Origin of the sequence: Streptomyces sp. NBC_00659 (genome assembly GCF_036226925.1) — a bacterium.
GTDB lineage: Bacteria > Actinomycetota > Actinomycetes > Streptomycetales > Streptomycetaceae > Streptomyces.
In genome coordinates, this window is the sequence record NZ_CP109031.1 from 3,027,039 (window position 1) to 3,051,835 (window position 24,797).

A 24,797-nucleotide genomic window follows, 5' to 3' on the forward strand; every position below is an offset into this window, starting at 1 on the left:
CGACGTTCGGGGGCCTGAACGACGTCAGGCCCTCACGTTCAGTGACCGCCGGGCGCGCCGTAGAACAGTTCGTCCACCACGGCGCGGGCCCGCCGGGTGGTACGCCGGTAGTCGTCGAGCATGTCGCCGACGTGCCCCGGGTCGTACCCGAGATAGCGGCCCACGGCGGCCAGCTCCCGCCCGTCCGAGGGGAAGGTGTCGCCGGCCCTGCCCCGCACGAGCATCACGGCGTTGCGTACCCGGGTGGCCAGCACCCAGGCCTCGTCCAGGGTCGCCGCGTCCTCCGTCGACAGCAGTTCCGCCGCTCGCGCCGCGGCCAGCGCCTGCCGGGTCCGGGTCGTCCGCAGGCCCGGCTCGACCCAGCCGTGCCGGAGCTGGAGGAGCTGAACCGTCCACTCCACGTCGGACAGACCGCCGCGCCCCAGCTTGGTGTGCAGGGTGGGGTCGGCGCCGCGCGGCATCCGCTCCGACTCCATCCGGGCCTTCAGCCGCCGGATCTCCCGTACGGCCTCCTCGCCCAGCCCCTCCGCCGGGTACCGGAGCGGGTCGATCAGCTCGATGAACCGGCTCCCCAGGTCCGTGTCCCCGGCCACGGTCTCCGCCCGCAGCAGCGCCTGCGACTCCCACACGAGCGACCATCGCCGGTAGTACGCCTCGTAGGACTTCAGTGTCCGCACCGTCGGCCCGGACTTTCCCTCGGGCCGCAGATCCGCGTCGATCAGCAGCGGCGGATCCGCGCTGGGGAGCTGGAGCAGCCGCCGCATCTCGGACACCACGGCGTTCGCGGCCCGCGCCGCCTCCTGCTCGTCCACGCCCTCGCGGGGCTCGTGCACGAAGAGCACGTCCGCGTCGGAGCCGTAGCCGAGCTCGTGGCCGCCGAAGCGGCCCATCCCGATCACCGCGAACCGGGTGGGCAGGGTGTCGCCCCAGCCGTCGCGCACCACGGCCCGCAGGGTGCCCGCGAGCGTCGCCGCCGTCAGGTCCGAGACCGCCCCGCCGACCAGGTCGACCAGCGCCCCCTGATCGGCGACGGCCGGCGTCTCCTCGGTCCCGTACGAGGCGACGATGTCCGTCGCGGTGATACGGAACAGCTCCCGGCGCCGGACACCGCGGGCGACGGTCACGGCCTGCTCGCCGCCGTCGGCCCGCCGCACCGCGGCGAGGATCTCCTGCTCGAGCTGGGCACGGCCGCGCGGGTCGAGGCCGCCGCTCTCCCCGTCGCCCAGCAGGGCCACCGCCTCCGGCGCACGCATCAGCAGGTCGGGGGCGAGCCGGCCCGCCGAGAGCACCCGCGCGAGGTTCTCTGCGGCTGCGCCCTCGTCCCGCAACAGCCGCAGATACCAAGGGGTCTTGCCCAGCGCGTCCGACACCTTGCGGAAGTTGAGCAGACCGGCGTCGGGATCGGCCGAGTCCGCGAACCAGCCCAACAGCACGGGGAGCAGGGTCCGTTGGATGGCGGCCTTGCGGCTGACCCCGGAGGCCAGCGCCTCCAGGTGGCGCATGGCGGACGCCGGGTCGGCGTACCCGAGTGCGACAAGCCGCTCCCTGGCCGCGTCCGGGCTCAGCCTGCTCTCGCCCGGGGCCAGTTGAGCGACCGCGTCGAGCAGCGGCCGGTAGAACAGCTTCTCGTGCAGCCTCCGGACCATGGCCGCGTGCCGCTTCCACTCCCGGTTCAGTTCTTTGACCGGGTCGACGCGCAGCCCCAGCGACCGTCCGATCCGGCGCAGATCGGCCTCGTCCGTCGGCACCAGATGGGTGCGCCGCAGCCGGAAGAGCTGGATGCGGTGCTCCATCGACCGCAGGAAGCGGTAGGCCTCGTCGAGCTGTACGGCGTCGGCGCGGCCCACGTATCCGCCCGCGGCAAGTGCTTTCAGGGCGTCCAGGGTGGTGCCGCTGCGCACGGTCGTATCGGCCCGCCCGTGCACCAACTGGAGCAGCTGCACGGCGAATTCGACGTCCCGCAGTCCTCCGGGGCCGAGCTTCAGCTCGCGTTCGATCTCGGCGGCCGGGATGTTCTCCACCACCCGGCGCCGCATCTTCTGCACATCGGCGACGAAGTTCTCCCGCTCGGCGGCGTGCCACACGAGCGGGGCCAGGGTGGCGACGTACTCCTCGCCCAGCTCCAGGTCCCCGGCCACCGGGCGGGCCTTGAGCAGCGCCTGGAACTCCCAGGTCTTGGCCCACCGCTGGTAGTAGGCGAGATGGCTGCTGAGCGTCCGCACCAGGGGGCCGTTGCGTCCCTCGGGGCGCAGATTGGCGTCGACCGGCCAGATACTGCCCTCGACGGTCGTCTCCGAGCAGATCCGCATCATGTGCGAGGCGAGCCGGGTGGCCGCCTGCACGGCCTTGGCCTCGTCGGCCCCTTCCACGCCCTCCCCGACGAAGATCACGTCGACGTCGGACACGTAGTTCAGCTCGTGTCCCCCGCACTTGCCCATCGCGACGACGGCGAGCCGGCACAGCGCGGCGTCGTCGGGCGCGGCGGACCCGGCGATGGCGAGCGCCGCGCGCAGGGTCGCGGTGGCGAGGTCGGCGAGTTCGGCGGCGGTCTGGGCGAGGTCGATGGTGCCGCACACGTCGCGCGCGGCGATGGAGAGCAGGCAGCGGCGGTAGGCGACGCGCAGCGAGAGGGGGTCGGCGGCGTCCGCCAGTCCCCGCTCGAACTCCTGGACCCCGGGATGCAGGTCCCGCGCCTCGTAGGTGACGAGCGCCTGCCAGTCGTGCGGGTGCCGGGCGAGGTGGTCGCCGAGCGCGGCGGAGGCTCCGAGCACTCCGAGCAGCCGGTCCCGCAGCGGTTTGGACGCGATCAGGGTGTCGAGGAGCTCCCGCCGGGCGGGGTCGCCGTCCTGTGCCTCGACGAGCCGGACGAGTCCGAGCAGGGCGAGATCGGGGTCGGCGGTGGCGCCGAGCGCGTCCAGGAGGACCGGGTCGGAGCGTACGGGTGCCAGTTCGGGACCTTCCAGGAGCCCCTCGGCCGCGGACGGATCGGTGAAGCCGTGCCGCAGCAGCCGCGTGAAGATACTGCCCCTGCGCCCCGGCGCCGTCATCCCGGCCTCCTGTAGATCGATGCCGTACGTCCGGTCCCGTCCCGCTCACCGGTCCGATCAAGGCCGTACGGGCCCGAGCCTAACTCTCGTTCGCACGGTAGCGCCCTGTACCGACGTCCGCGCGAGGCCGGGGAAAGGGCAGGAAGGCAGTAGTTCACCGGCTCTTCACCCCGCCGGTTGAGGGATGTGAGCCCGGGGAATGTTGGCGTGTGCATGCTCTGTCCGCACCGCCACCGTCGCCTCTCCCCCACCGGAGGTCTGAAGTGTCCGGCAGAAACGTGTACACCCGCAGCCGTGCCGTCGTGGCATCCGCCCTCGCCTTCACCGCGGTCGCGGTCGGGCTGTGGACGGGCTTCGCCGGCTCGGCTCCCGCGCACGCCGCGGCCGCGGTCCCGACCCCGGACCACGTCGTCGTCGTGGTCTTCGAGAACCATGCCTACAGCCAGGTGATCGCCTCCTCCAGCGCCCCGTACATCAACTCGCTCAGGACCGGCGGGGCCAACCTCTCCCAGTCGTACGCCGAGACGCACCCGAGCCAGCCCAACTACTTCGCCCTGTTCTCCGGCGCCACCCAGGGCATCACGGACGACAGCTGCTACACACCCGGCTTCTCCTCCGCCCCCAACCTCGCCTCCGAGCTGATCGCCGCGGGCAAGACCTGGGGCAGTTACAACGAGACACTGCCCAGCCAGGGTTCGACCACGTGCAGCAGCGGCAAGTACGCGCGTAAGCACAACCCCTGGTTCGGGTTCAGCAACGTACCGACGTCCAGCGCCAGGACGTTCACCCAGTTCCCGACGGACTACACGACGCTTCCGCAGGTCTCCTTCGTCGTCCCGAACCTGTGCAGCGACATGCACGACTGCTCGGTGGCCACCGGTGACACCTGGCTGAAGAACAACCTGGGCGCCTACGCCACCTGGGCCAAGACCCACAACAGCCTGCTCGTCGTCACCTTCGACGAGGACAACCGGCTCGCCGGCAACAGGATCCCGACGGTGCTCTACGGCCAGCAGGTGACCGCGGGTTCCTCCACCACCACCACGTACAACCACTACGACCTGCTGCGCACGCTGGAGGACATGCACGGCCTCACGCACGCCGGCAACGCGGCCTCCGCCAAGGACATCACGGGCATCTGGACGTCCTGACATGTACCTTGCGGACAGCCGCGCCGGTACACCGGAGAGCACGGCGGCGTCCGCGGAGAGCGCCGCCCGGCCCCGAGCCGGGCGGCGCCTCACCGCGGTCGGGCCCACGGTGCTGGCACTCGGCACGGTCAGCCTGATCACCGACGTCTCCTCGGAGATGGTGACGGCGGTCCTGCCCCTGTACCTGGTGGCGGGACTCGGCCTGTCGCCCCTCGGCTTCGGGCTCCTCGACGGGATCTACAACGGCTTCTCGGCCCTGGTCCGCCTGGCCGGGGGACATCTCGCCGACCGGGGCGGCGGCCGCCACAAGTGGGTGGCGGGGGCCGGATACGCCCTCTCGGCCGCCTGCAAACCGCTGCTCCTGGTGGCACAGACCCTGACCCCCATCGGCCTGGTCCTCGCCGCCGACCGCACCGGCAAGGGCCTGCGCACCGCCCCGCGCGACGCCCTGATCTCCCTGTCGAGCAGCCCGGAGACCCGCGGCCGCGCCTTCGGTGTCCACCGCGCGATGGACACGGCGGGCGCCCTGCTGGGCCCGCTCGTCGCCTTCCTGATCCTCCGGGCGACCGTCGACGGCTACGACGCGGTCTTCATGGTGAGCTTCTGCGTGGCCGTCGTGGGCGTCCTGGTCCTGGTGCTGTTCGTGCCGGGCGGTCCGGGCGCGCGGTCCACGCGTACGGCATCGGCGCCGACGTCGGCACCGGCCGCCCGTCCGGGGTCCGGGGCCTCCCCCGCCCCGACCGTGGACATCCGGGAAACGGGCACCCCGGGCAGCGCCTCCGAAAGCCTCCCGGACTCCCCGGGCTCCCGGAGTCCGCTTGCGGCGGCCGAGGGCGCCGTCGCGCCCGCCGTCCGCGCCCAGCCCCGCCCCACCCTGCGCGCCGCCCTCGCGCTGCTGCGCCGCCCGGAGCTGCGCGGGATCGCGCTCTGCGCGCTGCTGCTGGGTCTCGCCACCGTCAGCGACTCGTTCATGTTCCTGCTGCTCCAGCGCAGGCTCGGGGTGCCGGACCACTGGTTCGCGCTGCTGCCCGTCGGCACGGCCGCCGCGTTCCTGCTGCTGGCCGTCCCGCTCGGCCGGCTCGCGGACCGGGCCGGCCGATGGCAGGTGTTCCTGGCCGGCCACGTCGCCCTGCTCCTCGCGTACGGCCTGCTGCTGACGTCCTGGCACGGTACGGCGCTGCCGTTCGCCGTCCTGTTCCTGCACGGCGGCTTCTACGCGGCGACCGACGGCGTGCTCATGGCTGCGGCCTCGGACAGCGTGCCCGAGGAACTGCGGTCGTCCGGGCTCGCGCTGGTCCAGACGGGACAGTCGCTGGCCCGTTTCGTCTGCTCGCTCGCCTTCGGCGCGGCCTGGACGGCGTGGGGCGACCGTACGGCGCTCACGGCGTCGGCCGTGGCACTCGCCCTGTGCGCCCTGTTCTCGACGATCCTGCGCCCTGTCCGCCGCACTCCCTCAGAAGGCCTCGCATGACGCTGCGCACCCGCATCCTGGTCCTGGTCTCGGCCCTGGTCGTCCTGGCGGGCGTCGCGACGGCCTCCGTGCTGCACGCCTCGGCCCGCACGGAGCGCCGCGACCAGGCCCAGCCGGGCGGCCCGCGGATCACCGCGGGGCCGGTCTCCCTGGCCGACTCCCGGCGGCTGGTCTTCCGCAACATGGCGTGGGGCCCCCACCGCGACGAGCTGACGTCCGTCCCGGCGTCCGACCCGTCGGGCCCGCGCACCGCGTCCAAAGTCAAGTGCCTGCGCTTCTACGCCGCTTCGGGCACCGGGGTGTGCCTCCAGGCGGTGCGCGGCACGGTCCAGGACACCTACCGGGCGGTGATCCTCGACGCCGCTCTGCACGTCAGGGCCCGCTACGACGTGCCCGGCATCCCGTCCCGCGCCCGCGTCTCGCCCAGCGGCCGGTACGCCGCCTGGACCGCGTTCGTGGGCGGCGACTCCTACGCGGGCACGAACTTCTCCACCCGGGCGGCGATCGTCGACACCCGCACGGGGAGGCTGACGCCGTCCCTGGAGGCGTACCGGGTGGTGCGGGACGGCAGGACCTACCGGTCGGCCGACGTCAACTTCTGGGGTGTCACGTTCACGGACGACGACCGCGGGTTCTACGCCACCATGGCCACGCACGGCACGACCTACCTGGTCCGCGGCGACCTGGCCGCCCGCACCGTCACCACCCTGCACACGAACGTGGAGTGCCCGTCCCTCTCCCCCGACGGCACCCGGGTCGCCTTCAAGAAGCGGGTCAAGGGCCTTCCCAAGGACGCTCCTTGGCATCTGTACGTCCTGGATCTGCGCACCGGGCACGAAACGGCGCTCGCCGAGCCCCGCAGCGTCGACGACCAGGTGGTCTGGCGCGACGACCACACCCTCCTCTACGCCCTCCCCGGCGACTACGGGGCCGACCTGTGGACACTCCCGTCCGACGGCACGGGAAAGCCGCGGCGCGTCAGCACCGCGGCCGTGTCACCCGCGTACGTGCGTTAGGACCGGTCGCCCGTCGCCCGTCGCCTGCCGTCCGTCGTCCGTTGCCCGCCGTCCGCCGTCCGGATCAGACGGCGCGGCGACGGCGGACGGCCAGGACCAGGCCGCCTCCGACGGCGGCCGTGGCGGCCGCGGCCCCGACGAGCAGCGGGGTGCCGTCGGAGCCGGTGTTCGCCAGGCTGCCGTCGACCGAGCCGGTGGTGGAGCCGCCGGTCGTGGAGCCGGCCGACGTGGAGCCGGCGGAGCCCGTACTGCCGGAGCCGCCGGTGGACTGGCCCTCGGGGCCGTTGCCACCGGAGGAGGTCCCCGGGGAGGTGGCGGACGCCGACGGGCTCGGGTCCTCCTCGTTGTCGGTGGGGACGGCGACGTGGATCTTGGCCGTGTCGTTGGCCGGGTTCTTGTCGAAGGCCGGGTGGATGTCGTGGACGGAGGTCGCCTTCACCGAGCCGTCGGTGGTCTTCGTGCCCTTCGCGACGTCCAGCATGAAGGTGTACGTGAGGGCCTGGCCGACCTCGATGGTGTGGTCGTCGGGCGAGCAGACGTACGTGGCCCTGCCCGGCGTTCCCCCGGGCGCGTTCGGGCCGTCGATCCCGAACGGCCGGCAGTCCTGGGGAACCTTGGAGGCGGTCGTGCCCTTGGGTATCCGCACCATGAGCGCCGGCTGGTCGTCGCTCGTCCGGTTCTGGATCCAGCCGGGGCCGTCGTTGCGGAGCTGCACGTTGATGGACTGCTGACCGCCCGCGAGGGCTTCGGTGTCCTCACCGACGGCCACGAGGTCGGCGGAGCTGTCGGCGGTCAGCGTCAGCCGCCGGTAGCTCTCGCCGAATCCCTCGCCCGGGGCCGCGCCCGTGGCCGAGGTGCCGTACTCGACCGCCTCCATCAGCGTCTTGGGCAGCGCCTTGAACCGCACGGGCGTCTCGACCGAAGCACCGGGCTCGATGACCGCGTCGAGCTCGCAGAGGGCCTGCCTGACCTGGTCCGCGATGGTCGAGTAGGTGCAGCCCTTCACGTCCTCGGGGAAGTCGAGCCCGCGGGTCAGCCGGACCCGGAAGGTGAAGCCGTCCGCGGCCGCGGTGCCCTTGTTGGTGATGACGACGTTCTTGTCGTACACGTCGCCGGGCTTGGGGGACGCGCCCGGCAGAGTCGATATCTCCAGGGAGGCCTCACCCGGATCGGCGTACGCCGGGGCCGCGGAGAGCGCGGGAACGGCCGCGGCGAACGCGGCGGCGGCCACGAATGCCGCCGGCTTACGAAGGTGTGACGTGCGGATGCGCTGACGCACGGTGGGGTCTCCTCGTCGGAACCGGACGGACGACGACCGGAGGTCAACCGTCCGGTCACGTACTGGACACCCGAGAAGCGCCGAGGGTTGTGCGACCGTTCGAGAAGAGGGGCGGGAGAACACCACCGCCCGACTCCAGGTAACGCTCAAGACTCGCTTATGACTCGCTCATGACTCGGGCATATTCAAGATGACGATCAGCGCCCTAGGCTGCGGCTTGCGCATTCGGGGGGCGGCCGGCCTGCTTGACGACCGGCACCGTGACACATGCGCATCACCCACGCCGTCTCAAGTCGGGCTTCAGCGTGCCCGGGCGTCCGCGCCTGTGCGCGGCCGCCGCCCGAGGCCGCCCGCAAGGGGCCGGACCGGCGCGCCTCCCCGAGACCCCACGGTCATCGGAAGGCAGAGAGCGTCATGGCAGAACGTCAGTACCTCGGACAGGGCTCCACCACCTCGGCGGAGAAGTTCTGGTACATCCTGGGTTGCATCTACTTCGGTGCCGCCTACATGCAGAAGGTCCCGGTCAAGAAGGCGCTGAGCGAGTACGGGCTGGTCGAGATGACCGGGGCCGAGAAGTTCTGGTACGTCGTCCAGTGCATATTCTTCGGCGCCGGCTACTTCGCGAAGGTCACCATCAAGAAGGCGCTGTCCGAGGTCCGGAACGCCGGCGGGATCCCCACCGTCTGACGGCACCACGACACCAGACGGACGACGGGCCCGAACCGCAAGAAGCGACCCGGGCCCGTCGCCCGTTCTGCAGACCGGCTCCGACCCGTACCTACGGCACCGGCAGATTCTTCCGCACGTCGACCGCGGTCACCTCGGATCGGCACTCCTCGATGCGGCGTCTCGTGGGCTGTCTGCTGCACCCACGCCCTCCGGCTCGTCAGCCGACCGTAAGGTGACGGCCGTGACCGAGACCACCGACATCGTTCTCGCAGACATCGATCTCCTCTTCCACAAGATCCGGGCCTCCGTCGCACGAGTCGGCGCCGGCCTCGGCTCGCTGACCCACCTCCAGGCCCGCGAGCCGTCAGCACTGCCCGGCTGGAGCCGTGGCCACGTCATCACCCACCTCGCCCGCAGCGCCGACGTCTACCGGTGGCTGCTGACACTGGCCCGCACCGGCATGGAGCCCGGCCCACGGGCGAACGCCGCCGTCCTCGACCGTGCGCTGCGCGAGGGCGCCGAGCGCTCCGCCGGTGAGCTCGTCGCCGACCTGCGCGGCAGTCTTGACCGACTGCTCGACGAGGCCCAGGCCATGCCGGCCGAACGCTGGTTCGTCCTCGTCACCGCACTCGCCGGGTGGCGACACCCTGCCTGGTTCACTCTCCAGCGCTGCCGGCGCGAACTCGAGACCCATCACGCCGACCTGAACCTGGGTTACACCACAGCCGACTGGCCTTCCGGCTACGTCGCATGGGCGCTTGACGACACCGTCGCCGCGCTCGCTGCACGCGGCTTCCCGGTAGCCCGCATCCAGGCCACCGACCTCGCTCGCGCCTGGACCCTGGCCCCGGCCGGCCCCACCGTCACCGGCTCGGGTCGCTCCATCCTCGCCTGGCTCGCCGGTCGAGGCACGGACACGCCGCCCCGATCGGACGCTCCGCTGCCGACCCCGCCCGGATGGCCGCTCCCGCCGACACCGGGCTGGTCCTGAGCCCCACAGACGGCCCAGGGGCGGCGAGGACAGCCGCGGGGCCCACGGTCACCGACCGTGGGCCCCGCGTGCTGGACCAGGGAAAACGTCCCTGACCTGCGCCTACAGCACCGGCAGGTTCTTCCGCAGCTCGAAGGTGGTGACCTCGGAGCGGTATTCCTCCCACTCCGCCTTCTTGTTGCGCAGGAAGAAGTCGAAGACGTGCTCGCCGAGGGTCTCGGCGACGAGTTCGCTGCGCTGCATGAGCGTCAGGGCCTCGCCGAGGTTCTGCGGGAGGGGCTCGATGCCCATGGCGCGGCGCTCGCCGTCGGAGAGGGCCCAGACGTCGTCGTCGGCGCCCGGCGGGAGCTCGTACCCCTCCTCGATGCCCTTCAGGCCCGCGGCCAGGAGCAGCGCGTAGGCGAGGTACGGGTTCGCGCCCGAGTCGATCGAGCGGACCTCGACCCGCGCGGAGCCGGTCTTGCCGGGCTTGTACATCGGCACGCGGACGAGGGCGGAGCGGTTGTTGTGGCCCCAGCAGATGTACGAGGGGGCCTCGCCGCCGGCGCCCGCGGTGCGCTCCGAGCCGCCCCAGATGCGCTTGTAGGAGTTGACCCACTGGTTGGTGACGGCGGAGATCTCCGCGGCGTGCTTCAGGAGGCCGGCGATGAAGGAGCGTCCGACCTTGGAGAGCTGGTACTCCGAGCCCGACTCGTAGAACGCGTTGCGGTCGCCCTCGAAGAGGGAGAGGTGGGTGTGCATGCCGCTGCCCGGGTACTCCGAGAACGGCTTCGGCATGAAGGTGGCCTGCACGCCCTGCTCCAGCGCGACCTGCTTCATGATCAGCCGGAAGGTCATGATGTTGTCGGCCGTGGAGAGCGCGTCGGCGTAGCGCAGGTCGATCTCCTGCTGGCCGGGGGCGCCCTCGTGGTGGCTGAACTCGACCGAGATGCCCATCGACTCCAGCATCGTGATGGCCTGGCGCCGGAAGTCCTGGCCGACGTTCTGCGGGGTGTGGTCGAAGTAGCCGGAGTTGTCGGCCGGGGTGGGCCGTGAGCCGTCCAGCGGGCGGTCCTTCAGCAGGAAGAACTCGATCTCGGGGTGGGTGTAGAAGGTGAAACCCAGGTCCGAGGTCTTGGCGAGGGCGCGCTTGAGGACATAGCGCGGGTCCGCGAAGGACGGGGAGCCGTCCGGCATGAGGATGTCGCAGAACATGCGGGCCGTGCCGGGGGCCTCGGCACGCCAGGGCAGGACCTGGAAGGTGGACGGGTCCGGCTTGGCGATCATGTCCGACTCGTACACGCGGGCGAAGCCCTCGATGGCCGAGCCGTCGAAGCCGATGCCCTCGTCGAAGGCCTGTTCCAGCTCGGCCGGGGCCACGGCCACCGACTTGAGGAAGCCGAGTACGTCCGTGAACCACAGACGTACGAACCGGATGTCACGCTCCTCCAACGTCCGGAGCACGAACTCCTGCTGCTTGTCCATCTTCCGCTTCCACCCATCCTTGCTGGTCAGGCCGCCTGCTCCCACGCCTCGAAGACGATCGGCGCACCTGAGCATCCCACCACAACACCATTTCATGCGCGTTGCGGACCATGATCGGCCGGGCGACCTCGGCCTGAACGCCTCGCGTACGGAAGGTGTCCTGCTCTGCCGCACATACTGCCTGCTCACGCGCGCGCCCGTAAGGGCGGGCCGGTACTCGCCCCTCCCTCGTTTTTAAATTTGCATCTCAGATGCAAGTTTTATTAGTGTGCGATCCATGCGGAGAGGTGCAACCCACCGCTCCGCCCCCGGCTTTGAGGAGTCCTGATGCTGTCCGAACAATCCGCTGTCACCGTGCGCGCGACTCTCCCCGTGGTCGGCGCCGCCATAGGTGAGATCACCGAGCGCTTCTACGCCCGGCTGTTCAGCGCCCACCCCGAGCTGCTCCGGGACCTGTTCAACCGCGGCAACCAGGCCGCGGGCACCCAGCGTCAGGCCCTCGCGGGATCCATCGCCGGCTTCGCGACCTACCTGGTCGGCCACCCCGACGAGCGGCCCGACGCGATGCTGAGCCGCATCGCCCACAAGCACGCCTCCCTGGGTGTCGCGCCCGAGCAGTACAAGGTCGTGCACGAGCACCTGTTCGCCGCCATCGTCGAGGTGCTCGGCGACGCGGTCACCGCGGAGGTCGCAGCCGCCTGGGACGAGGTGTACTGGCTCATGGCGAACGCCCTGATCGCCATCGAGAAGCGCCTGTACGACGAGAACGCGGACGACGGGTCCCTGCGCCCCTGGGTGGTCACCGAGCGCGTCGAGGAGACCCCCGACGTCGCCACCTTCCTGATCCGTCCGGCCGACGGCTCTTCCCTGCCGGACTTCCGGGCCGGCCAGTACGTCTCGGTCGGCGTCGAGCTCCCGGACGGCGCCCGCCAGATACGTCAGTACAGCCTCTCCAGCGCGCCCGGCTCCCCGGTACGCCGGATCAGCGTCAAGCGGGTACGCGCCGACGAGAACGGCGTGACGAGCCCCGAGGGCGAGGTCTCCGGCCATCTGCACGCCCACGTCCGCGAGGGCAGCGTCCTGGAGGTCTCCGCGCCGTACGGCGACCTGGTCCTCGACGACACGGACGCCCCCCTCCTCCTCGCCTCGGCGGGCATCGGTGTCACCCCGATGATCGCCATGCTGGAGCAGCTCACGATCTCCGGCCACAAGGCCCCGGTCACCGTGGTGCACGCCGACCGCTCCCCCGCCGAGCACGCGCTGCGCGCCGACCACGAGGCGTTCGCGGGCAAGCTCGCCGACTCGGAGACCCACTTCTGGTACGAGCGGCCCGAGCCCGGCCACCCCGCCGAGCGGACCGGTCTGGTCGACCTCTCCGGAGTGACCGTGCGACCGGGCACGCACGCCTACCTGTGCGGCCCGCTGCCCTTCATGCGCGCGGTACGGACGCAGCTCCTCGACAAGGGCGTGCCCGCCTCCGACATCCACTACGAGGTGTTCGGACCGGACCTCTGGCTGGCCCAGGGCTGAACCCGGGACCGACCCGGGACCGGCCCCTGACCGGCCCAGGGCCCGCACCGGACCTCTGGTCCGCCGCGGGCCCAAAGGGGTGCCGTTCGGACCGGTCCGGATCCGCTACGGCCTGCGGGTGATGCCCAGCAGCACGGGCCCGGTCGGCTCGGCGACGACGTCGGCGATGGTCAGCGGGTCCAGAGTGGCGTAGAAGGCCTCCTGGGCCCGCCGCAGGGCGCCCCGCAGCCGGCACGCCGAGACGAGCGGGCACGGTGTGGCGCCCTCGCACTCGACGACGTCGCCCTCTCCCTCGAAGACGCGCACGATCGCGCCGACGGACTCCGCGCGCCCCTTCTCGGTGAGCGTGAGACCGCCTCCCCTGCCGCGCCGGGCGTCGAGCAGCCCGAGGTGCTGGAGTTCGGCGACGACCTTGGCGGTGTGCGTGTAGGGGACCCTCATGTCGTCCGCGACCTCGCGCGTGGTGGGCGTCGAGTCGCCGACGACGGCAAGTCGCATCAGGACGCGAAGAGCCAGGTCGGTGGAGCGCAGCAGCCGCATACCCGACAGGGTAGGTAATACGCATCTCCGGTTCAAATTTTCTTTCCGGCTCGGGACCGGGGACGGCTCAGGACCGGGGACGACTCAGGACCGAGGGCGGCTCGGGACCGCCCCACGCGTATCCGCCCCACGCGCATCCGCCCCGCTCTCGTCCACCCACTCCTTCGGCCAATCCCGTGCATTCCCTGGGCCAATCCCGCGCCCTCCCTGCCGACGCACCTCCCTGCCCGATTACGATCGGCGCACCCGCCCGTCCCATCCTCATAAGGACTCACCATGGGTTCCGCCAAGAACACCAGCACCGGATCGCGCAAGGACCGCATCGAGGAGCTGCGCCGTGCCGAGCGCGCCCGTGAACGGCGCAACCGGTTCCTCGTGATCGCGGCCAGCACGGTCGCCGTCGCCGGTCTTGTCGCCGGTGCTGTCGTGCTCGTCCAGTCGCAGTCGGACGACGGCAAGAAGGACACGGCGAGCGACGCGAAGCAGCAGTCGGGGCACTTCGTCACGGGCGCGGACGGGGTGAACACCTGGAAGGGCACCCTGGCGCGCAACCACGTCGCGAAGACCGTGACGTACGCGATGGAGCCGCCGGTCGGCGGTGACCACAACCAGGTGTGGATGAACTGCAACGGCGACGTCTACACCAAGGCCGTCAACAACATGAACGCCGTGCACTCCCTGGAGCACGGCGCGGTGTGGGTGACGTACAGCAGCAAGGCGTCCGAGGCCGATGTGAAGGCACTCGCGGCGAAGGTCGAGAAGACGCCGTACACGCTGATGAGCCCGGTCGAGGACCAGAAGGACCCGATCATGCTGAGCGCCTGGGGCAAGCAGCGCACGGTGACCGGCGCGAAGGACAAGAACGTCGACGCGTTCCTCTCGGAGTTCGTGCAGGGCAAGCAGACTCCCGAGCCGGGCGCGGCCTGCACCAACGGCCTTTCGCAGTGAGGCACGTCGGGTGGATCGCGGGTGCCGCGGCGACCGTGCTCGTCGCGGCCGGGGCGGTCACGTACGCGGTCGCCGACGGCGGCGACTCCGGGACGCGGACGCCCGCCGCGGACTCCGCGGACGCGGGCTTCGCCCGGGACATGGCGGTCCACCATCAGCAGGCCGTCGAGATGTCCTACATCGTGCGGGACCGCACCAAGGACGTGGAGGTACGGCGCCTCGCGTACGACATCGCCCAGACCCAGGCCAACCAGCGGGGCATGCTGCTCGGCTGGCTCGACCTGTGGGAGCTGCCGAAGGTGTCCCCGGACCCGCCGATGACCTGGATGGGCATGGGTGACATGGCGTCCGGGAAGGACGGCTCGCTGATGCCGGGCATGGCCACCAACACCGAGATGAAGCGGCTCGGCACGCTCGACGGGAAGCAGGCCGAGGTCTTCTACCTCCAGCTGATGACCGATCACCACAAGGGCGGTATCCACATGGCCGAGGGCTGTGTCGCCAAGTGCGCGGTCGGCGTGGAGAAGCGGCTCGCGCAGGGCATGGTCGACGCCCAGCAGTCGGAGATCACGTTGATGGCCGACATGCTGAAGGCCCGGGGCGCGAAGGCCCTCGACTAGGGTCTGACGTTTGGATCATGCGGCGGGACGCGGGGCAGGGCACGCACTCCCCCAAGCTCTGCGAGCAGGGGGGACCCCCAGCGGCGTTGTCGTCGGTCCACGACGTCCCCCAGCCTTCGGCCGGGAGGTGCCCCCACCGCGTCGTCGCCCTCCTCCGCCTTGCAGCTGCACGCACCCTGCCCCGCTCGGCCCAGCCGACAACGCACCGCGCCTCGACGCCACCTGATCCAAACGACAGACCCTAGGGCCTGACGGGAGCCTGACCGGCGCGGGGACGTGGGGGGAAGACTCGATCCGCTCACAGAAGTCGCGCGCCTCTTTACAGAGTTCGGATCGGGATCGAGGGAAAACCCTCGACTATGGGCGAGGGTGTATGTCAAACCACCCCAAATGATCGCCAATCGCGGCCACTTGGTCTTTCCTTGGCTTTTTCATTCCCCTGACATGAACGGTTCACCGTAAGAGTTGCCCCCATCTGTGATCCATTCCTCACGCTCCGGCAGGACGTGGGGCCTTCGCATGGATCACCGCAACCACTACATGCGACGAATCGCATCGCAGGGGGTTCTATGAGATCCAACCGCGCCACCGCGCGCGCCGGAGTGAGCCTGGCGGCGACCCTGCCCCTGCTCGCCGGCGCGCTGGCGCTCGGCATACCCGCGGCATCCGCCGCGGACGGCCCGAGCCGGGACAGCATCGCGGGCACCAAACCCGCGTGGGCGACCGCCCACGCGGACAAGGGAGCGGCTTCCGACAGCTCCCAGGTCTCGGCCCGGGTGTACCTCGCCGGACGGGACGCCAAGGGCCTGGCGGCGTACGCCAGATCCGTGTCCGACCCGCACTCGGCTTCGTACGGGAAATACCTCAGCGCCAAGAAGGCGCAGGCACGTTTCGGCGCCACCAAGGCCCAGGTCACCGCGGTGACCACCTGGCTGAAGTCGGCGGGCCTGAAGGTCACCGGAACAACGCAGCACTACGTCTCGGTGACCGGCGACGTGGCCGCCGCCGAGAAGGCGTTCGGCACCCAGCTGCACAACTACGCCAAGGGCAAGAAGACTTACCGGGCGCCGTCAAAGACGGCTTCCGCGCCCGCCGCCCTGAACGGCGCCGTCCTGACCGTCACCGGCCTGGACAACGCCCCGCACAAGGCGCAGCACGCCGATCAACTGCCGCCTCCGGACGCGGTGTTCAAGAACTCCGGGCCGTTCTCCTCGTACTACGGCTCGAAGATCGCGAGCACGCTGCCGGACGCGTACGGAACGAAGATCCCGTACGCCGTCCAGGGCTACACCGGCAAGCAGCTGCGTGCGGCGTACGGGGCGGGCAAGCGCACCGGCAAGAACGTGCGGGTCGCCATCACCGACGCGTACGCCTCGCCGACCATCGCGTTCGACGCCGCCACCTACGCCGGCAAGCACGGCGACGCCGCGTACTCCAGCGGTCAGCTCCGTCAGGTGCTGCCCAAGAAGTACACGAAGACCGAGGAGTGCGGGGCGGCCGGCTGGTACGGCGAGGAGACCCTCGACGTCGAGGCCGTGCACGCGGTCGCGCCGGGCGCGAGCATCACGTACGTGGGTGCCGCCTCCTGCTACGACGACGATCTGCTCGACTCGCTCAACAAGATCGTCGACGGGCACCTGGCCGACATCGTCTCCAACTCGTGGGGCGACATCGAGGCCAACCAGACCCCGGACCTGGCCGCGGCCTACGACCAGACGTTCCAGTTCGGCGCGGTCGAGGGCATCGGCTTCTACTTCTCCTCCGGTGACAACGGCGACGAGGTCGCCAACACCGGTACGAAGCAGGTCGACACCCCGGCCAACTCGGCGTGGGTGACGGCGGTCGGCGGTACCTCGCTGGCGGTCGGCAAGAACGACACGTACCTGTTCGAGACCGGCTGGGGCACCGAGAAGGCCACGCTGTCCGAGGACGGCAAGAGCTGGACCGGGTTCCCGGGCGCGTTCACCTCGGGTGCCGGCGGCGGCACCAGCAAGACCGTGGCAGCGCCCTACTACCAGAAGGGCGTCGTCCCGAACGCGCTGGTCAAGGCCAACAACGCGGCGGGCAACCGGGTCGTCCCGGACATCTCGGCGATCGCCGACCCCAACACCGGTTTCAAGGTCGGCCAGACGCAGACCTTCCCGGACGGGACGGAGCAGTACAGCGAGTACCGGATCGGCGGCACCTCGCTGGCGGCTCCGGTGATCGCGGCCGTCCAGGCGCTCGCCCAGGAGGCGCGCGGCGGCAAGGCGATCGGTTTCGCCAACCCGTCGATCTACGCCAAGGCCGGCTCGAAGGCGTACCACGACGTCACCGACACGCCCGGCGGCAAGCAGTACGCCGTGGCCCGCGTCGACTTCGTCAACGGCTTCGACGCCGCCGACGGCCTGGCGACCTCGGTCCGCAGCCTCGGCAAGGACAGCTCGCTGAAGGCGGTCAAGGGCTACGACGACGTCACCGGCGTCGGCACGCCCGCGAACGGCTACGTCGAGTCGTACGCCACCACCAGGCACCACCGCTGACGTCCGCTCCACGGACGTCTGCCGGGCGCGCCCGCCTCCTCCGGGAGCGGGCGCGCTCGTGCGTGCGGGGCGGGGTACGGGGGCCGGGACGCGTGTCGGACGTACGGCGGCCGGGGTGTCCGGCGGGGCCCGGGACCCCATCGCGTCGGTCTGACGATTACACTGGGCGGGTGCCTCGACTTCACCCTTCTCCCCAGCAGCCGCCGGAGTTCCGGTCCCTCTACCAGCACGGCTTCGCACGCGTCGCCGCCTGCACGGGCCACACCGTCATCGCGGACCCGCACGCCAACGCCGAGGCCGTACTGCGGCAGGCGCGCAGGTGCGACGGGGAGGGCGTCGCCGTCGCCGTCTTCCCGGAGATGGGGCTGTGCGGCTACTCGATCGAGGACCTGCTGCTCCAGGACGCGCTGCTCGACCAGGTGGAGACGGCGCTCCAGGAGGTGGTGACGGGGTCGGCGCAGCTCCTGCCGGTCCTGGTCGTCGGCGCCCCGCTGCGGCACCGCAACCGGGTCTACAACTGCGCGGTGGTGGTGCACCGCGGCCGGGTCCTCGGGGTCGTGCCCAAGTCGTACCCGCCGAACTACCGGGAGTTCTACGAGCGCCGGCAGATCGCGGCCGGCGACGACGAGCGCGGTGGCGTGATCCGGGTCGGCGGGGAGTCGGTGCCGTTCGGCGTGGACCTGCTGTTCGCCGCCGAGGACGTACCGGGCCTGGTGCTGCACGCGGAGATCTGCGAGGACATGTGGGTGCCGGTGCCGCCGAGCGCCGAGGCGGCCCTGGCGGGCGCCACCGTCCTCGCCAACCTCTCCGGCAGCCCGATCACCGTGGGCCGGGCCGAGGACCGCAAGCTGATGTGCCGTTCGGCGTCCTCACGCTGCATCGCCGCGTACGTCTACGCGGCGGCCGGACTGGGCGAGTCGACCACCGACCTGTCCTGGGACGGCCAGACCATGATCTACGAGAACGGGGCGCTGCTGGCCGAGTCCGACCGCTTCCCGCTCGACGACCAGTTCGCCGTGGCGGACGTCGACCTCGACCTGCTGCGGCAGGAGCGGAGCCGGACGGGCAGCTTCGACGACAACCGGCGTACCCACACCGCCCGCACCGCCGATTTCCGGACCCTGTCGTTCCGGCTCGACCCGCCGGCCGGCGACCTGGGCCTGCGGCGGCGTATCGAGCGCTTCCCGTTCGTGCCCGCGGACCCCGACCGGCTGGCCCAGGACTGCTACGAGGCGTACAACATCCAGGTCGCGGGGCTCCAGCAGCGGCTCGCGGCGATCGGCGGCCCGAAGGTGGTCATCGGGGTGTCCGGCGGTCTCGACTCCACGCACGCGCTGATCGTCGCGGCCCGCGCGATGGACCGGGCCGGCCGCCCGCGCAGCGACATCCTCGCCTTCACCCTGCCGGGCTTCGCCACCAGCGACCACACCAAGGGCAACGCGCACGAGCTGATGCGCTCCCTCGGCGTCACCGCGGCCGAGCTGGACATCACGCCGACCGCCCGGCTGATGCTGAAGGAGATGGACCACCCCTTCGCGTCCGGCGAGCCGGTGTACGACGTCACCTTCGAGAACGTGCAGGCAGGTCTGCGCACCGACTACCTCTTCCGGCTCGCCAACCAGCGCGGCGGCATCGTGCTCGGCACCGGTGACCTGTCGGAGCTGGCGCTCGGATGGTCCACGTACGGCGTGGGCGACCAGATGAGCCACTACAACGTCAACTCGGGTGTACCGAAGACGCTGATCCAGCATCTGATCCGCTGGGTCATCGGCAGCCGCCAGTTCGGCGAGGACACCGACCGGACGCTCGCCGCGATCCTCGACACGGAGATCAGCCCGGAGCTGGTGCCGGGCGAGGAGATGCAGTCCACCGAGTCGAAGATCGGCCCGTACGCGCTGCACGACTTCACCCTCTTCCACGTACTGCGCTACGGCTTCCGGCCGTCGAAGATCGCCTTCCTGGCCTGGCACGCGTGGCACGACCCGGACGGCGGTGCCTGGCCGCCCGGCTTCCCCGAGGCCGAGCGGGTCGCGTACGACCTGCCGGAGATCCGGCGCTGGCTCGAGGTGTTCTGCCGCCGCTTCTTCGGGTTCGCGCAGTTCAAGCGCTCGGCCATGCCCAACGGGCCGAAGGTCTCGGCCGGTGGTTCGCTCTCGCCGCGCGGCGACTGGCGGGCGCCGTCCGACAGTTCGGCCCGCACCTGGCTGCGCGACCTGGCCCGCTTCGACCTCCCGGGGTCGGAGGGCTGACTTCCCCGGGGACGGATGACTCCCCGGGGACGGATGACCTCCCCGGGGCGCCCCGGCCGGTGCTACCGGCCGCGCGGGGCGAGCCGGTACGGCAGCCCGGCGGGGTGCCGCACCCCCGGGAGGGCGACGGCGCGCCGCCCGGGGCAGCGCCGTCGGGCGACGCCGTCAGGCGTCCTCACCGGTGCGCGTGTTCCGCGGGCGCGGGCAGGTGGGTGGCGACGAGGCGGCCGGGTGCCCCCGCGACCGCCGCCGCGCGGCGGCGGTCCACCGCGAGGCCTGCGGCGGCCACCGCGAGGCCCAGCACCGCGAGTCCCGCTCCGGCGAGGGCCGGAGAGGTCGCGCCGAAGCCCGCCGCCAGGGCGAGCCCGCCGATCCAGGCGCCGCCCGCGTTGGCCAGGTTGAACGCGGCCTGGTTGGCGGAGGACGCGAGGGACGGCGCGGCGGCGGCCTTCTCCATGACCATCAGCTGGAGGGGCGAGCCGGTGACGAAGGCGGCCGTGCCGAGCAGCACCACCGCCACCGCCGCGCTCCACTCGGTACGCATCAGCACCGGGAAGGCGGCCAGTACGGCCACCAGCGAGGCCAGGCCGCCGAACAGGGTGCGGCGCATCGCGTGGTCCGCGAGCCGCCCGCCGAGCAGGTTGCCGGCCGTGGCGCCGACCCCGAACAGCGCCAGCAGCAGCGTGACACTGCCGTGGGCGTATCCGGCGGCGTCGGTGAGCATGGGCGTGATGTAGCTGTACGCGGAGAACAGGGCCGCGAATCCGGTGACCGTCGTGCCGAGGGCGAGCCATACGGGCAGCGGGCGCAGGGCGGCGAGTTCGCCGCGCAGGCCGACGCCGGGGGTGTGACCGGGAGTCCGCGGGATCAGCAGGTACAGCGAGGCGATGGCGGCCACGCCGATCGCGCTCACCCCGAGGAAGGTGGCCCGCCAGCCCAGGTGCTGCCCCACGAGGGTGGCGGCCGGAACTCCGGCGATGTTCGCGACGGTCAGGCCGAGGAACATGAGCGACACGGAGCGGGCCTTGCGCTCGGGCGCGACCAGGCCGGTGGCCACGACGGCGCCGACGCCGAAGAACGCGCCGTGCGGCAGGCCGCTGAGGAAGCGGGCGGCGAGCAGCCAGTTCTCGCCGGGGGCGAGGGCGGAGAGCGCGTTGCCCGCGACGAAGAGGCCCATCAGGGCGATGAGGACCGTGCGGCGGGACATCCGGGAGGTGGCCGCGGCGAGCAGCGGGGCGCCGATGACGACGCCGAGCGCGTAGGCGGAGACCAGGTGTCCGGCCTCCGGGATGGATATGCCCAGGTCGCCCGCCACGTCGGGCAGCAGGCCCATCATGGCGAACTCGGTGGTGCCGATGCCGAAGGCGCCCACGGCGAGGGCGAGCAGGGCCAGAGGCATGAGAGGCCTTTCGAAGGAGCTGGGGCGAGCGGGACTCCGTACGGGCGCGGCGGTTCGCGGGAAGCCGCGCGGGTACGGGCGCGTCCGCGCACGGCGATGTGCGCGGGACACGGTCGGTGGAACACCGGCTATTAAGTTTAGCCGGTGAACAAAGTCTGCCGAGCCCAGTATTCCAGGAGGTTGAAAGGCGATTCCGGGCGGGTTAAGAGGCCGTGGCGTCCATCTTCACGCGGGCCGCGACCGGGAGGTGGTCGCTGCCGGTCGACGGCAGGGTCCAGGAGGCCACCGGCTCGATGCCCTTGACCATGATCTGGTCGATCCGGGCCATCGGGAACGAGGCCGGCCAGCTGAACCCGAAGCCGCTGCCCGCCGCGCCCTGCGTGGACCGCATCTGAGCGGTGACCGCGTTCAACGCCCGGTCGTTCATCGTGCCGTTGAGGTCGCCGAGCAGGACGACCTGCTTCAGGGGATCGTCGCCGATGGCCTCGCCCAGCGCGTTCGCGCTCTTGTCGCGCTGATGGGCGGTGAACCCGGCCTTCATCTTCACCCGCACCGAGGGCAGATGGGCCACGTACACCGCGACCCGGCCGGTCGGCGCCGTCACGGTCGCCCGCATGGCGCGCGTCCAGCCCAGCTTGATGTCCACCGGCCGGACGTCACCGAGCGGGTACTTGCTCCACAGTCCGACGGTGCCCTGCACCGAGTGGTACTTGTACGTCGACGCGAGCGCCTTCTCGTACACCGGCACCGCCGAGGCCGTCAGCTCCTCCAGGGCGAGCACGTCGGCGCCGGAGGCGGCCACGTCCTGGGCCGTGCCGGACGGGTCCGGGTTGTCGGCGTTGACGTTGTGGGTGGCGACGGTCAGATCGCCGCCCCCGCCGGTCTTGTCGGTGAGCAGTCCGCCGAAGAGGTTCAGCCAGACCGCGCCGGTCAGCAGCACGGCGATCAGGGCACTGGCGGACCTGCGCACGAAGGCGAGGAGCAGCAGCACCGGAATGAACACGCCGAGCCACGGCAGGAACGTCTCGGTGAGACTGCCGAGGTTGCCGATCCGGTTCGGGATCCGCGCGTGCGTCAGCATCACCAGGGCGAGCAGCAGCGCGAGGGCGGCGAGGATCAGTCCGCGCCGCCAGATGCCACGGTCGCCGCGCCAGCCGTCGAGCAGGCGCCGGAGCCGGGAATCTCTGCGCTCCGGCCCCCGGCCGTCGCTGCCCGTCTCCGTCATATACGCCTGCGCCATACCGTCGCCTCACAAAATGCCGTGCGCACCGTCTGCCCCTCGACTACGACCCTAGGGGATGTCCGGTGTGGTTCTCGCCGTCCAGGACGGCCGTACAGGCAAGGGGACGTACAACTTCGCGTTCGGAGTTCCGCATCCTGGCACAAGGTGCGGCCTCTGTGACGAAACGCGCACATTCACCCTGTCAGAAACAGCTCATGTCACGGCCGGGCGGGGCGCAGGCCCTCCAGCAGCGTGTCGACGATCTGTTCGGCGAGGCCCTCCGGGAGTTCGGTGTCCGGGCGCATGACGGAGCGGACGAGCATGGGGCCGACGAAGATGTCGTTGAGCAGCTCGATGTCGACGTCGTCGCGGAGTTCGCCGTTCTCCTGTCCGCGGCGCAGCACCTCGTGGCCCAGTTCGCGTCGCGGCGCTATGACCGTGGCGTCGTACGCGGCCCACAGTTTGGGGCTGCTCTTCATCTGCGCGTAGACGTTGTGCAGGATGGCCGAGGAGCGGCTGACGAGACCGCGGCGGCGCAGCGACTCCAGCAGGACGACGAGGTCGTCGCGCATGGAGACGCCGGGGAGTTCGGGGTCGGCGGGCTCGGCACCGCGCAGGACGTCGACGAAGAGTTCTTCCTTGCCGCTCCAGCGGCGGTAGATCGTCGCCTTGCCGACACCGGCGGTACGCGCCAGCCGCTCGATGGAGATGTCGGCGAGCGGAACCCCGTCCTCCAGGAGCTTCATCACGCCCTCGACGATGGCTCGTTCCACCGCCTCACTGCGGGGACGTCCCCTGCTGGGGCACACCTGCATGTCTCGGCTGTCCGCGAGGCTCACGTCGAACTCCGTTCCCATCGGCGACCAGGTGTCATTCTCCCCCGTTCACAGCGGTAACGGCACACCGCGCGACGCGCCCGCCGTGGACACCCCGGTCGAGGGTGCCCACGGTCGCGTACGCGCGTGTCAGTCCTGTCCGAGGTCGGCCGTCACCAGCTCGGCCTCCTTCTCGCCTTCCTGCTCGGCCGCCGGACGGCCGGGCAGGAACAGCGCGACGACCACCGCGCCGATGACCGCGACACCCGCGCCGCACAGGGCGGTGACGTGCATCGCGTGCAGGAAGGCGTCGTTCGCCGGGGTGACGAGGGCCTTGCCCTGCGGGCCGAGCTTGGCGGCGACACCGAGGGTGGCCTCGATGGACTCGCCCGCGGTGTGCCGCAGGGGGGCCGGGACGAGGGAGAGCTTGTCCTCGATGCCGTTGCGGTAGGCGGTGGAGAGCACGGAGCCGAGGACCGCGATACCGAGGGCGCCGCCGACCTGGCGGAAGGTGTTGCTCAGCGCGGACGCGGAGCCGGCCTTCTCGCGCGGCAGCGCCTGCATGATGACGACGCTGGTCGGGGTCATGATGTGCGCCATGCCGGTGCCCATCAGGAAGAAGATGACTTCGAGGAGCCAGATCGGGGTGTCCGCCTCCAGGGTGGCGAACGCGGCCAGCATCGCGGCGATCAGCACCAGGCCCGCCGTGCAGGTGGCACGGTTGCCGAAGCGGTCGACGACCAGCCGGGCGCGCGGCGCGAAGATGAGCTGGGCCACGGCCAGCGGCAGCATCAGCAGGCCGGTCTGCAGCGGCGAGTAGCCCCGCACGCTCTGGGTGTAGAAGACCGAGAAGAAGGTCACGCCCATCAGCGCGAAGAAGACCAGCGCGATGGCCGACATCGCCGCCGAGAAGACCTTGTTCCCGAAGTACGTGACGTCGATGGACGGGTGGTCGCTGCGCTTCTCGAACAGCACGAAGCCGATGAGGACGGCGAGTCCGGCGCCGATCGTCGCGAGGACCTGTGGGTCGGTGAAGTCGGCGAGCTGGCCGCCCTTGATGATGCCGTAGACGAGCAGGACGAGGCCGATGATCGAGAGGACCACGCCGACCGGGTCCAGGCGGCCCGGGTTCGGGTCGCGGGAGTCGGGGACCAGCCAGATCATCAGGCCGATCGCGAGCACCACGATGGGCACGTTGATCAGGAAGACCGAGCCCCACCAGAAGTGGTCGAGGAGCACGCCGCCGGTGATCGGGCCGATCGCGATGGCGAGGCCGACGCCGCCGGCCCAGATGCCGATGGCCTTGGGCTGCTCGTCGCGCTCGAAGACGTTCATGAGGATGGCGAGGGTCGCGGGCATCACGAAGGCGGCGCCGAGACCCATGAGCGCACGGAACGCGATGAGCTGGACGGGCGAGCCGGACTCGGCGGCCAGCGCGGAACCGATGCCGAAGACGGCCAGACCGGCGAGCAGCATCTTCTTGCGGCCGAGCCGGTCGCCGAGGAGGCCCGCGGTGAACAGGAGACCGGCGAAGACGAGCGTGTAGGCGTTGATGGCCCACTCCAGCTCGCCCTGGGTGGCTCCGAGCCCGGTGGGCGCGGGGGTCGAGATCGTCTTGATCGCGACGTTCAGGATGGAGTTGTCGAGCACCACGATCAGCAGGCTCAGCATGAGCGCGCCGAGGATCGCCCAGCGGCGCCGGTGCACCGCCTCGGGAACTCGTCGTTCGAGCGGAGGAGCGGAAGTTGTCATGACGACCACCTTAGAGGCATTTCGATACGGCACCGTCTCGTATCGAAATGCTTTACGCAGAACTTACGAAGAGACCTAGGGCTACGGACGGAGGCGGGGGAGGACGAGGAAA

Annotated in this window: 18 protein-coding genes; 10 read left to right on the top strand and 8 right to left on the bottom strand. The window is 71.1% G+C overall.

All coding sequences use genetic code 11. The features are described 5' to 3' along the window. Positions 1 to 38: 38 nt before the first annotated feature. Positions 39 to 3,047 carry a bifunctional [glutamine synthetase] adenylyltransferase/[glutamine synthetase]-adenylyl-L-tyrosine phosphorylase gene (locus OG410_RS13160; protein ID WP_329299304.1) on the bottom strand — a complete coding sequence of 1,003 codons (3,009 nt, stop codon included), beginning with the start codon at positions 3,045 to 3,047 and terminating at the stop codon, positions 39 to 41. A gap of 263 nt (positions 3,048 to 3,310) precedes the next feature. Between OG410_RS13160 and OG410_RS13165 the strand changes: the two genes are divergently transcribed. From OG410_RS13165 to OG410_RS13175, 3 genes are read left to right on the top strand one after another with little or no spacing between them, the layout of a single operon-like run. Then, positions 3,311 to 4,198 (top strand): alkaline phosphatase family protein, encoded by an 888-nt coding sequence (locus OG410_RS13165; RefSeq protein WP_329299305.1) that lies wholly within the window; start codon positions 3,311 to 3,313, stop codon positions 4,196 to 4,198. A 1-nt stretch (position 4,199) separates the two neighbouring features. Further along, positions 4,200 to 5,669 carry an MFS transporter gene (locus OG410_RS13170; RefSeq protein ID WP_329299306.1) on the top strand — a complete coding sequence of 490 codons (1,470 nt, stop codon included), beginning with the start codon at positions 4,200 to 4,202 and terminating at the stop codon, positions 5,667 to 5,669. Next, positions 5,666 to 6,685 carry a TolB family protein gene (locus tag OG410_RS13175; protein ID WP_329299307.1) on the top strand — a complete coding sequence of 340 codons (1,020 nt, stop codon included), beginning with the start codon at positions 5,666 to 5,668 and terminating at the stop codon, positions 6,683 to 6,685. Before OG410_RS13170 ends, OG410_RS13175 begins: the two co-directional genes overlap by 4 nt. Positions 6,686 to 6,749: 64 nt before the next feature. Here the strand turns inward: OG410_RS13175 and OG410_RS13180 are convergent, their stop codons facing one another. Then, positions 6,750 to 7,964: an LPXTG cell wall anchor domain-containing protein gene (locus tag OG410_RS13180; protein WP_329299308.1), complete on the bottom strand. Its 1,215-nt coding sequence runs from the start codon at positions 7,962 to 7,964 to the stop codon at positions 6,750 to 6,752. Between the two features lie 414 nt (positions 7,965 to 8,378). Between OG410_RS13180 and OG410_RS13185 the strand changes: the two genes are divergently transcribed. Then, complete coding sequence (locus OG410_RS13185) at positions 8,379 to 8,651, top strand: hypothetical protein (protein ID WP_328453161.1); 273 nt, start codon at positions 8,379 to 8,381, stop codon at positions 8,649 to 8,651. A 223-nt stretch (positions 8,652 to 8,874) separates the two neighbouring features. Beyond that, positions 8,875 to 9,624, top strand: coding sequence for a maleylpyruvate isomerase family mycothiol-dependent enzyme (locus tag OG410_RS13190; RefSeq protein ID WP_329299309.1), 750 nt, complete (start codon positions 8,875 to 8,877; stop codon positions 9,622 to 9,624). Between the two features lie 102 nt (positions 9,625 to 9,726). Here the strand turns inward: OG410_RS13190 and glnA are convergent, their stop codons facing one another. Continuing rightward, the gene (glnA, locus tag OG410_RS13195; RefSeq protein ID WP_329299310.1) at positions 9,727 to 11,088 is read right to left on the bottom strand and encodes a type I glutamate--ammonia ligase; all 1,362 of its coding nucleotides are present in this window, start codon (positions 11,086 to 11,088) and stop codon (positions 9,727 to 9,729) included. A gap of 327 nt (positions 11,089 to 11,415) precedes the next feature. On the opposite strand from glnA, the gene OG410_RS13200 reads away from it, so the two are divergent. Continuing rightward, positions 11,416 to 12,618, top strand: coding sequence for a globin domain-containing protein (locus OG410_RS13200; RefSeq protein WP_329299311.1), 1,203 nt, complete (start codon positions 11,416 to 11,418; stop codon positions 12,616 to 12,618). Positions 12,619 to 12,723: 105 nt separating this feature from the next. Here the strand turns inward: OG410_RS13200 and OG410_RS13205 are convergent, their stop codons facing one another. Then, entirely contained in the window at positions 12,724 to 13,158 is a 435-nt protein-coding gene (locus OG410_RS13205; protein ID WP_328668720.1) for an RrF2 family transcriptional regulator, read from the bottom strand. A gap of 276 nt (positions 13,159 to 13,434) precedes the next feature. On the opposite strand from OG410_RS13205, the gene OG410_RS13210 reads away from it, so the two are divergent. The 4 genes from OG410_RS13210 to OG410_RS13225 all read left to right on the top strand — a co-directional run bounded on the left by OG410_RS13210 (position 13,435) and on the right by OG410_RS13225 (position 19,497). Continuing rightward, entirely contained in the window at positions 13,435 to 14,106 is a 672-nt protein-coding gene (locus OG410_RS13210) for a DUF3105 domain-containing protein (RefSeq protein WP_329299312.1), read from the top strand. After that, positions 14,103 to 14,726, top strand: coding sequence for a DUF305 domain-containing protein (locus OG410_RS13215; RefSeq protein ID WP_329299313.1), 624 nt, complete (start codon positions 14,103 to 14,105; stop codon positions 14,724 to 14,726). The genes OG410_RS13210 and OG410_RS13215 overlap by 4 nt, the downstream gene beginning before the upstream one ends. A 569-nt stretch (positions 14,727 to 15,295) precedes the next feature. Beyond that, positions 15,296 to 17,248, top strand: coding sequence for a S53 family peptidase (locus OG410_RS13220; RefSeq protein WP_329299314.1), 1,953 nt, complete (start codon positions 15,296 to 15,298; stop codon positions 17,246 to 17,248). 170 nt (positions 17,249 to 17,418) lie between these two features. Next, positions 17,419 to 19,497 (top strand): NAD(+) synthase, encoded by a 2,079-nt coding sequence (locus tag OG410_RS13225; RefSeq protein ID WP_329299315.1) that lies wholly within the window; start codon positions 17,419 to 17,421, stop codon positions 19,495 to 19,497. A gap of 175 nt (positions 19,498 to 19,672) precedes the next feature. On the opposite strand, the gene OG410_RS13230 is transcribed toward OG410_RS13225, so the two are convergent. The 4 genes from OG410_RS13230 to OG410_RS13245 all read right to left on the bottom strand — a co-directional run bounded on the left by OG410_RS13230 (position 19,673) and on the right by OG410_RS13245 (position 24,685). Beyond that, positions 19,673 to 20,896 (bottom strand): MFS transporter, encoded by a 1,224-nt coding sequence (locus OG410_RS13230; protein WP_329299316.1) that lies wholly within the window; start codon positions 20,894 to 20,896, stop codon positions 19,673 to 19,675. A gap of 202 nt (positions 20,897 to 21,098) precedes the next feature. After that, on the bottom strand, positions 21,099 to 22,136 hold the full coding sequence (locus OG410_RS13235) for an endonuclease/exonuclease/phosphatase family protein (RefSeq protein ID WP_329299317.1): 1,038 nt from the start codon (positions 22,134 to 22,136) through the stop codon (positions 21,099 to 21,101). Positions 22,137 to 22,336: 200 nt separating this feature from the next. Then, a complete protein-coding gene (locus tag OG410_RS13240; protein ID WP_443063742.1) occupies positions 22,337 to 22,957 on the bottom strand; it encodes a TetR/AcrR family transcriptional regulator in 621 nt (206 codons plus the stop codon). Between the two features lie 126 nt (positions 22,958 to 23,083). Next, positions 23,084 to 24,685 carry an MFS transporter gene (locus OG410_RS13245; protein WP_329299319.1) on the bottom strand — a complete coding sequence of 534 codons (1,602 nt, stop codon included), beginning with the start codon at positions 24,683 to 24,685 and terminating at the stop codon, positions 23,084 to 23,086. Between the last annotated feature and the right edge of the window lie 112 nt (positions 24,686 to 24,797).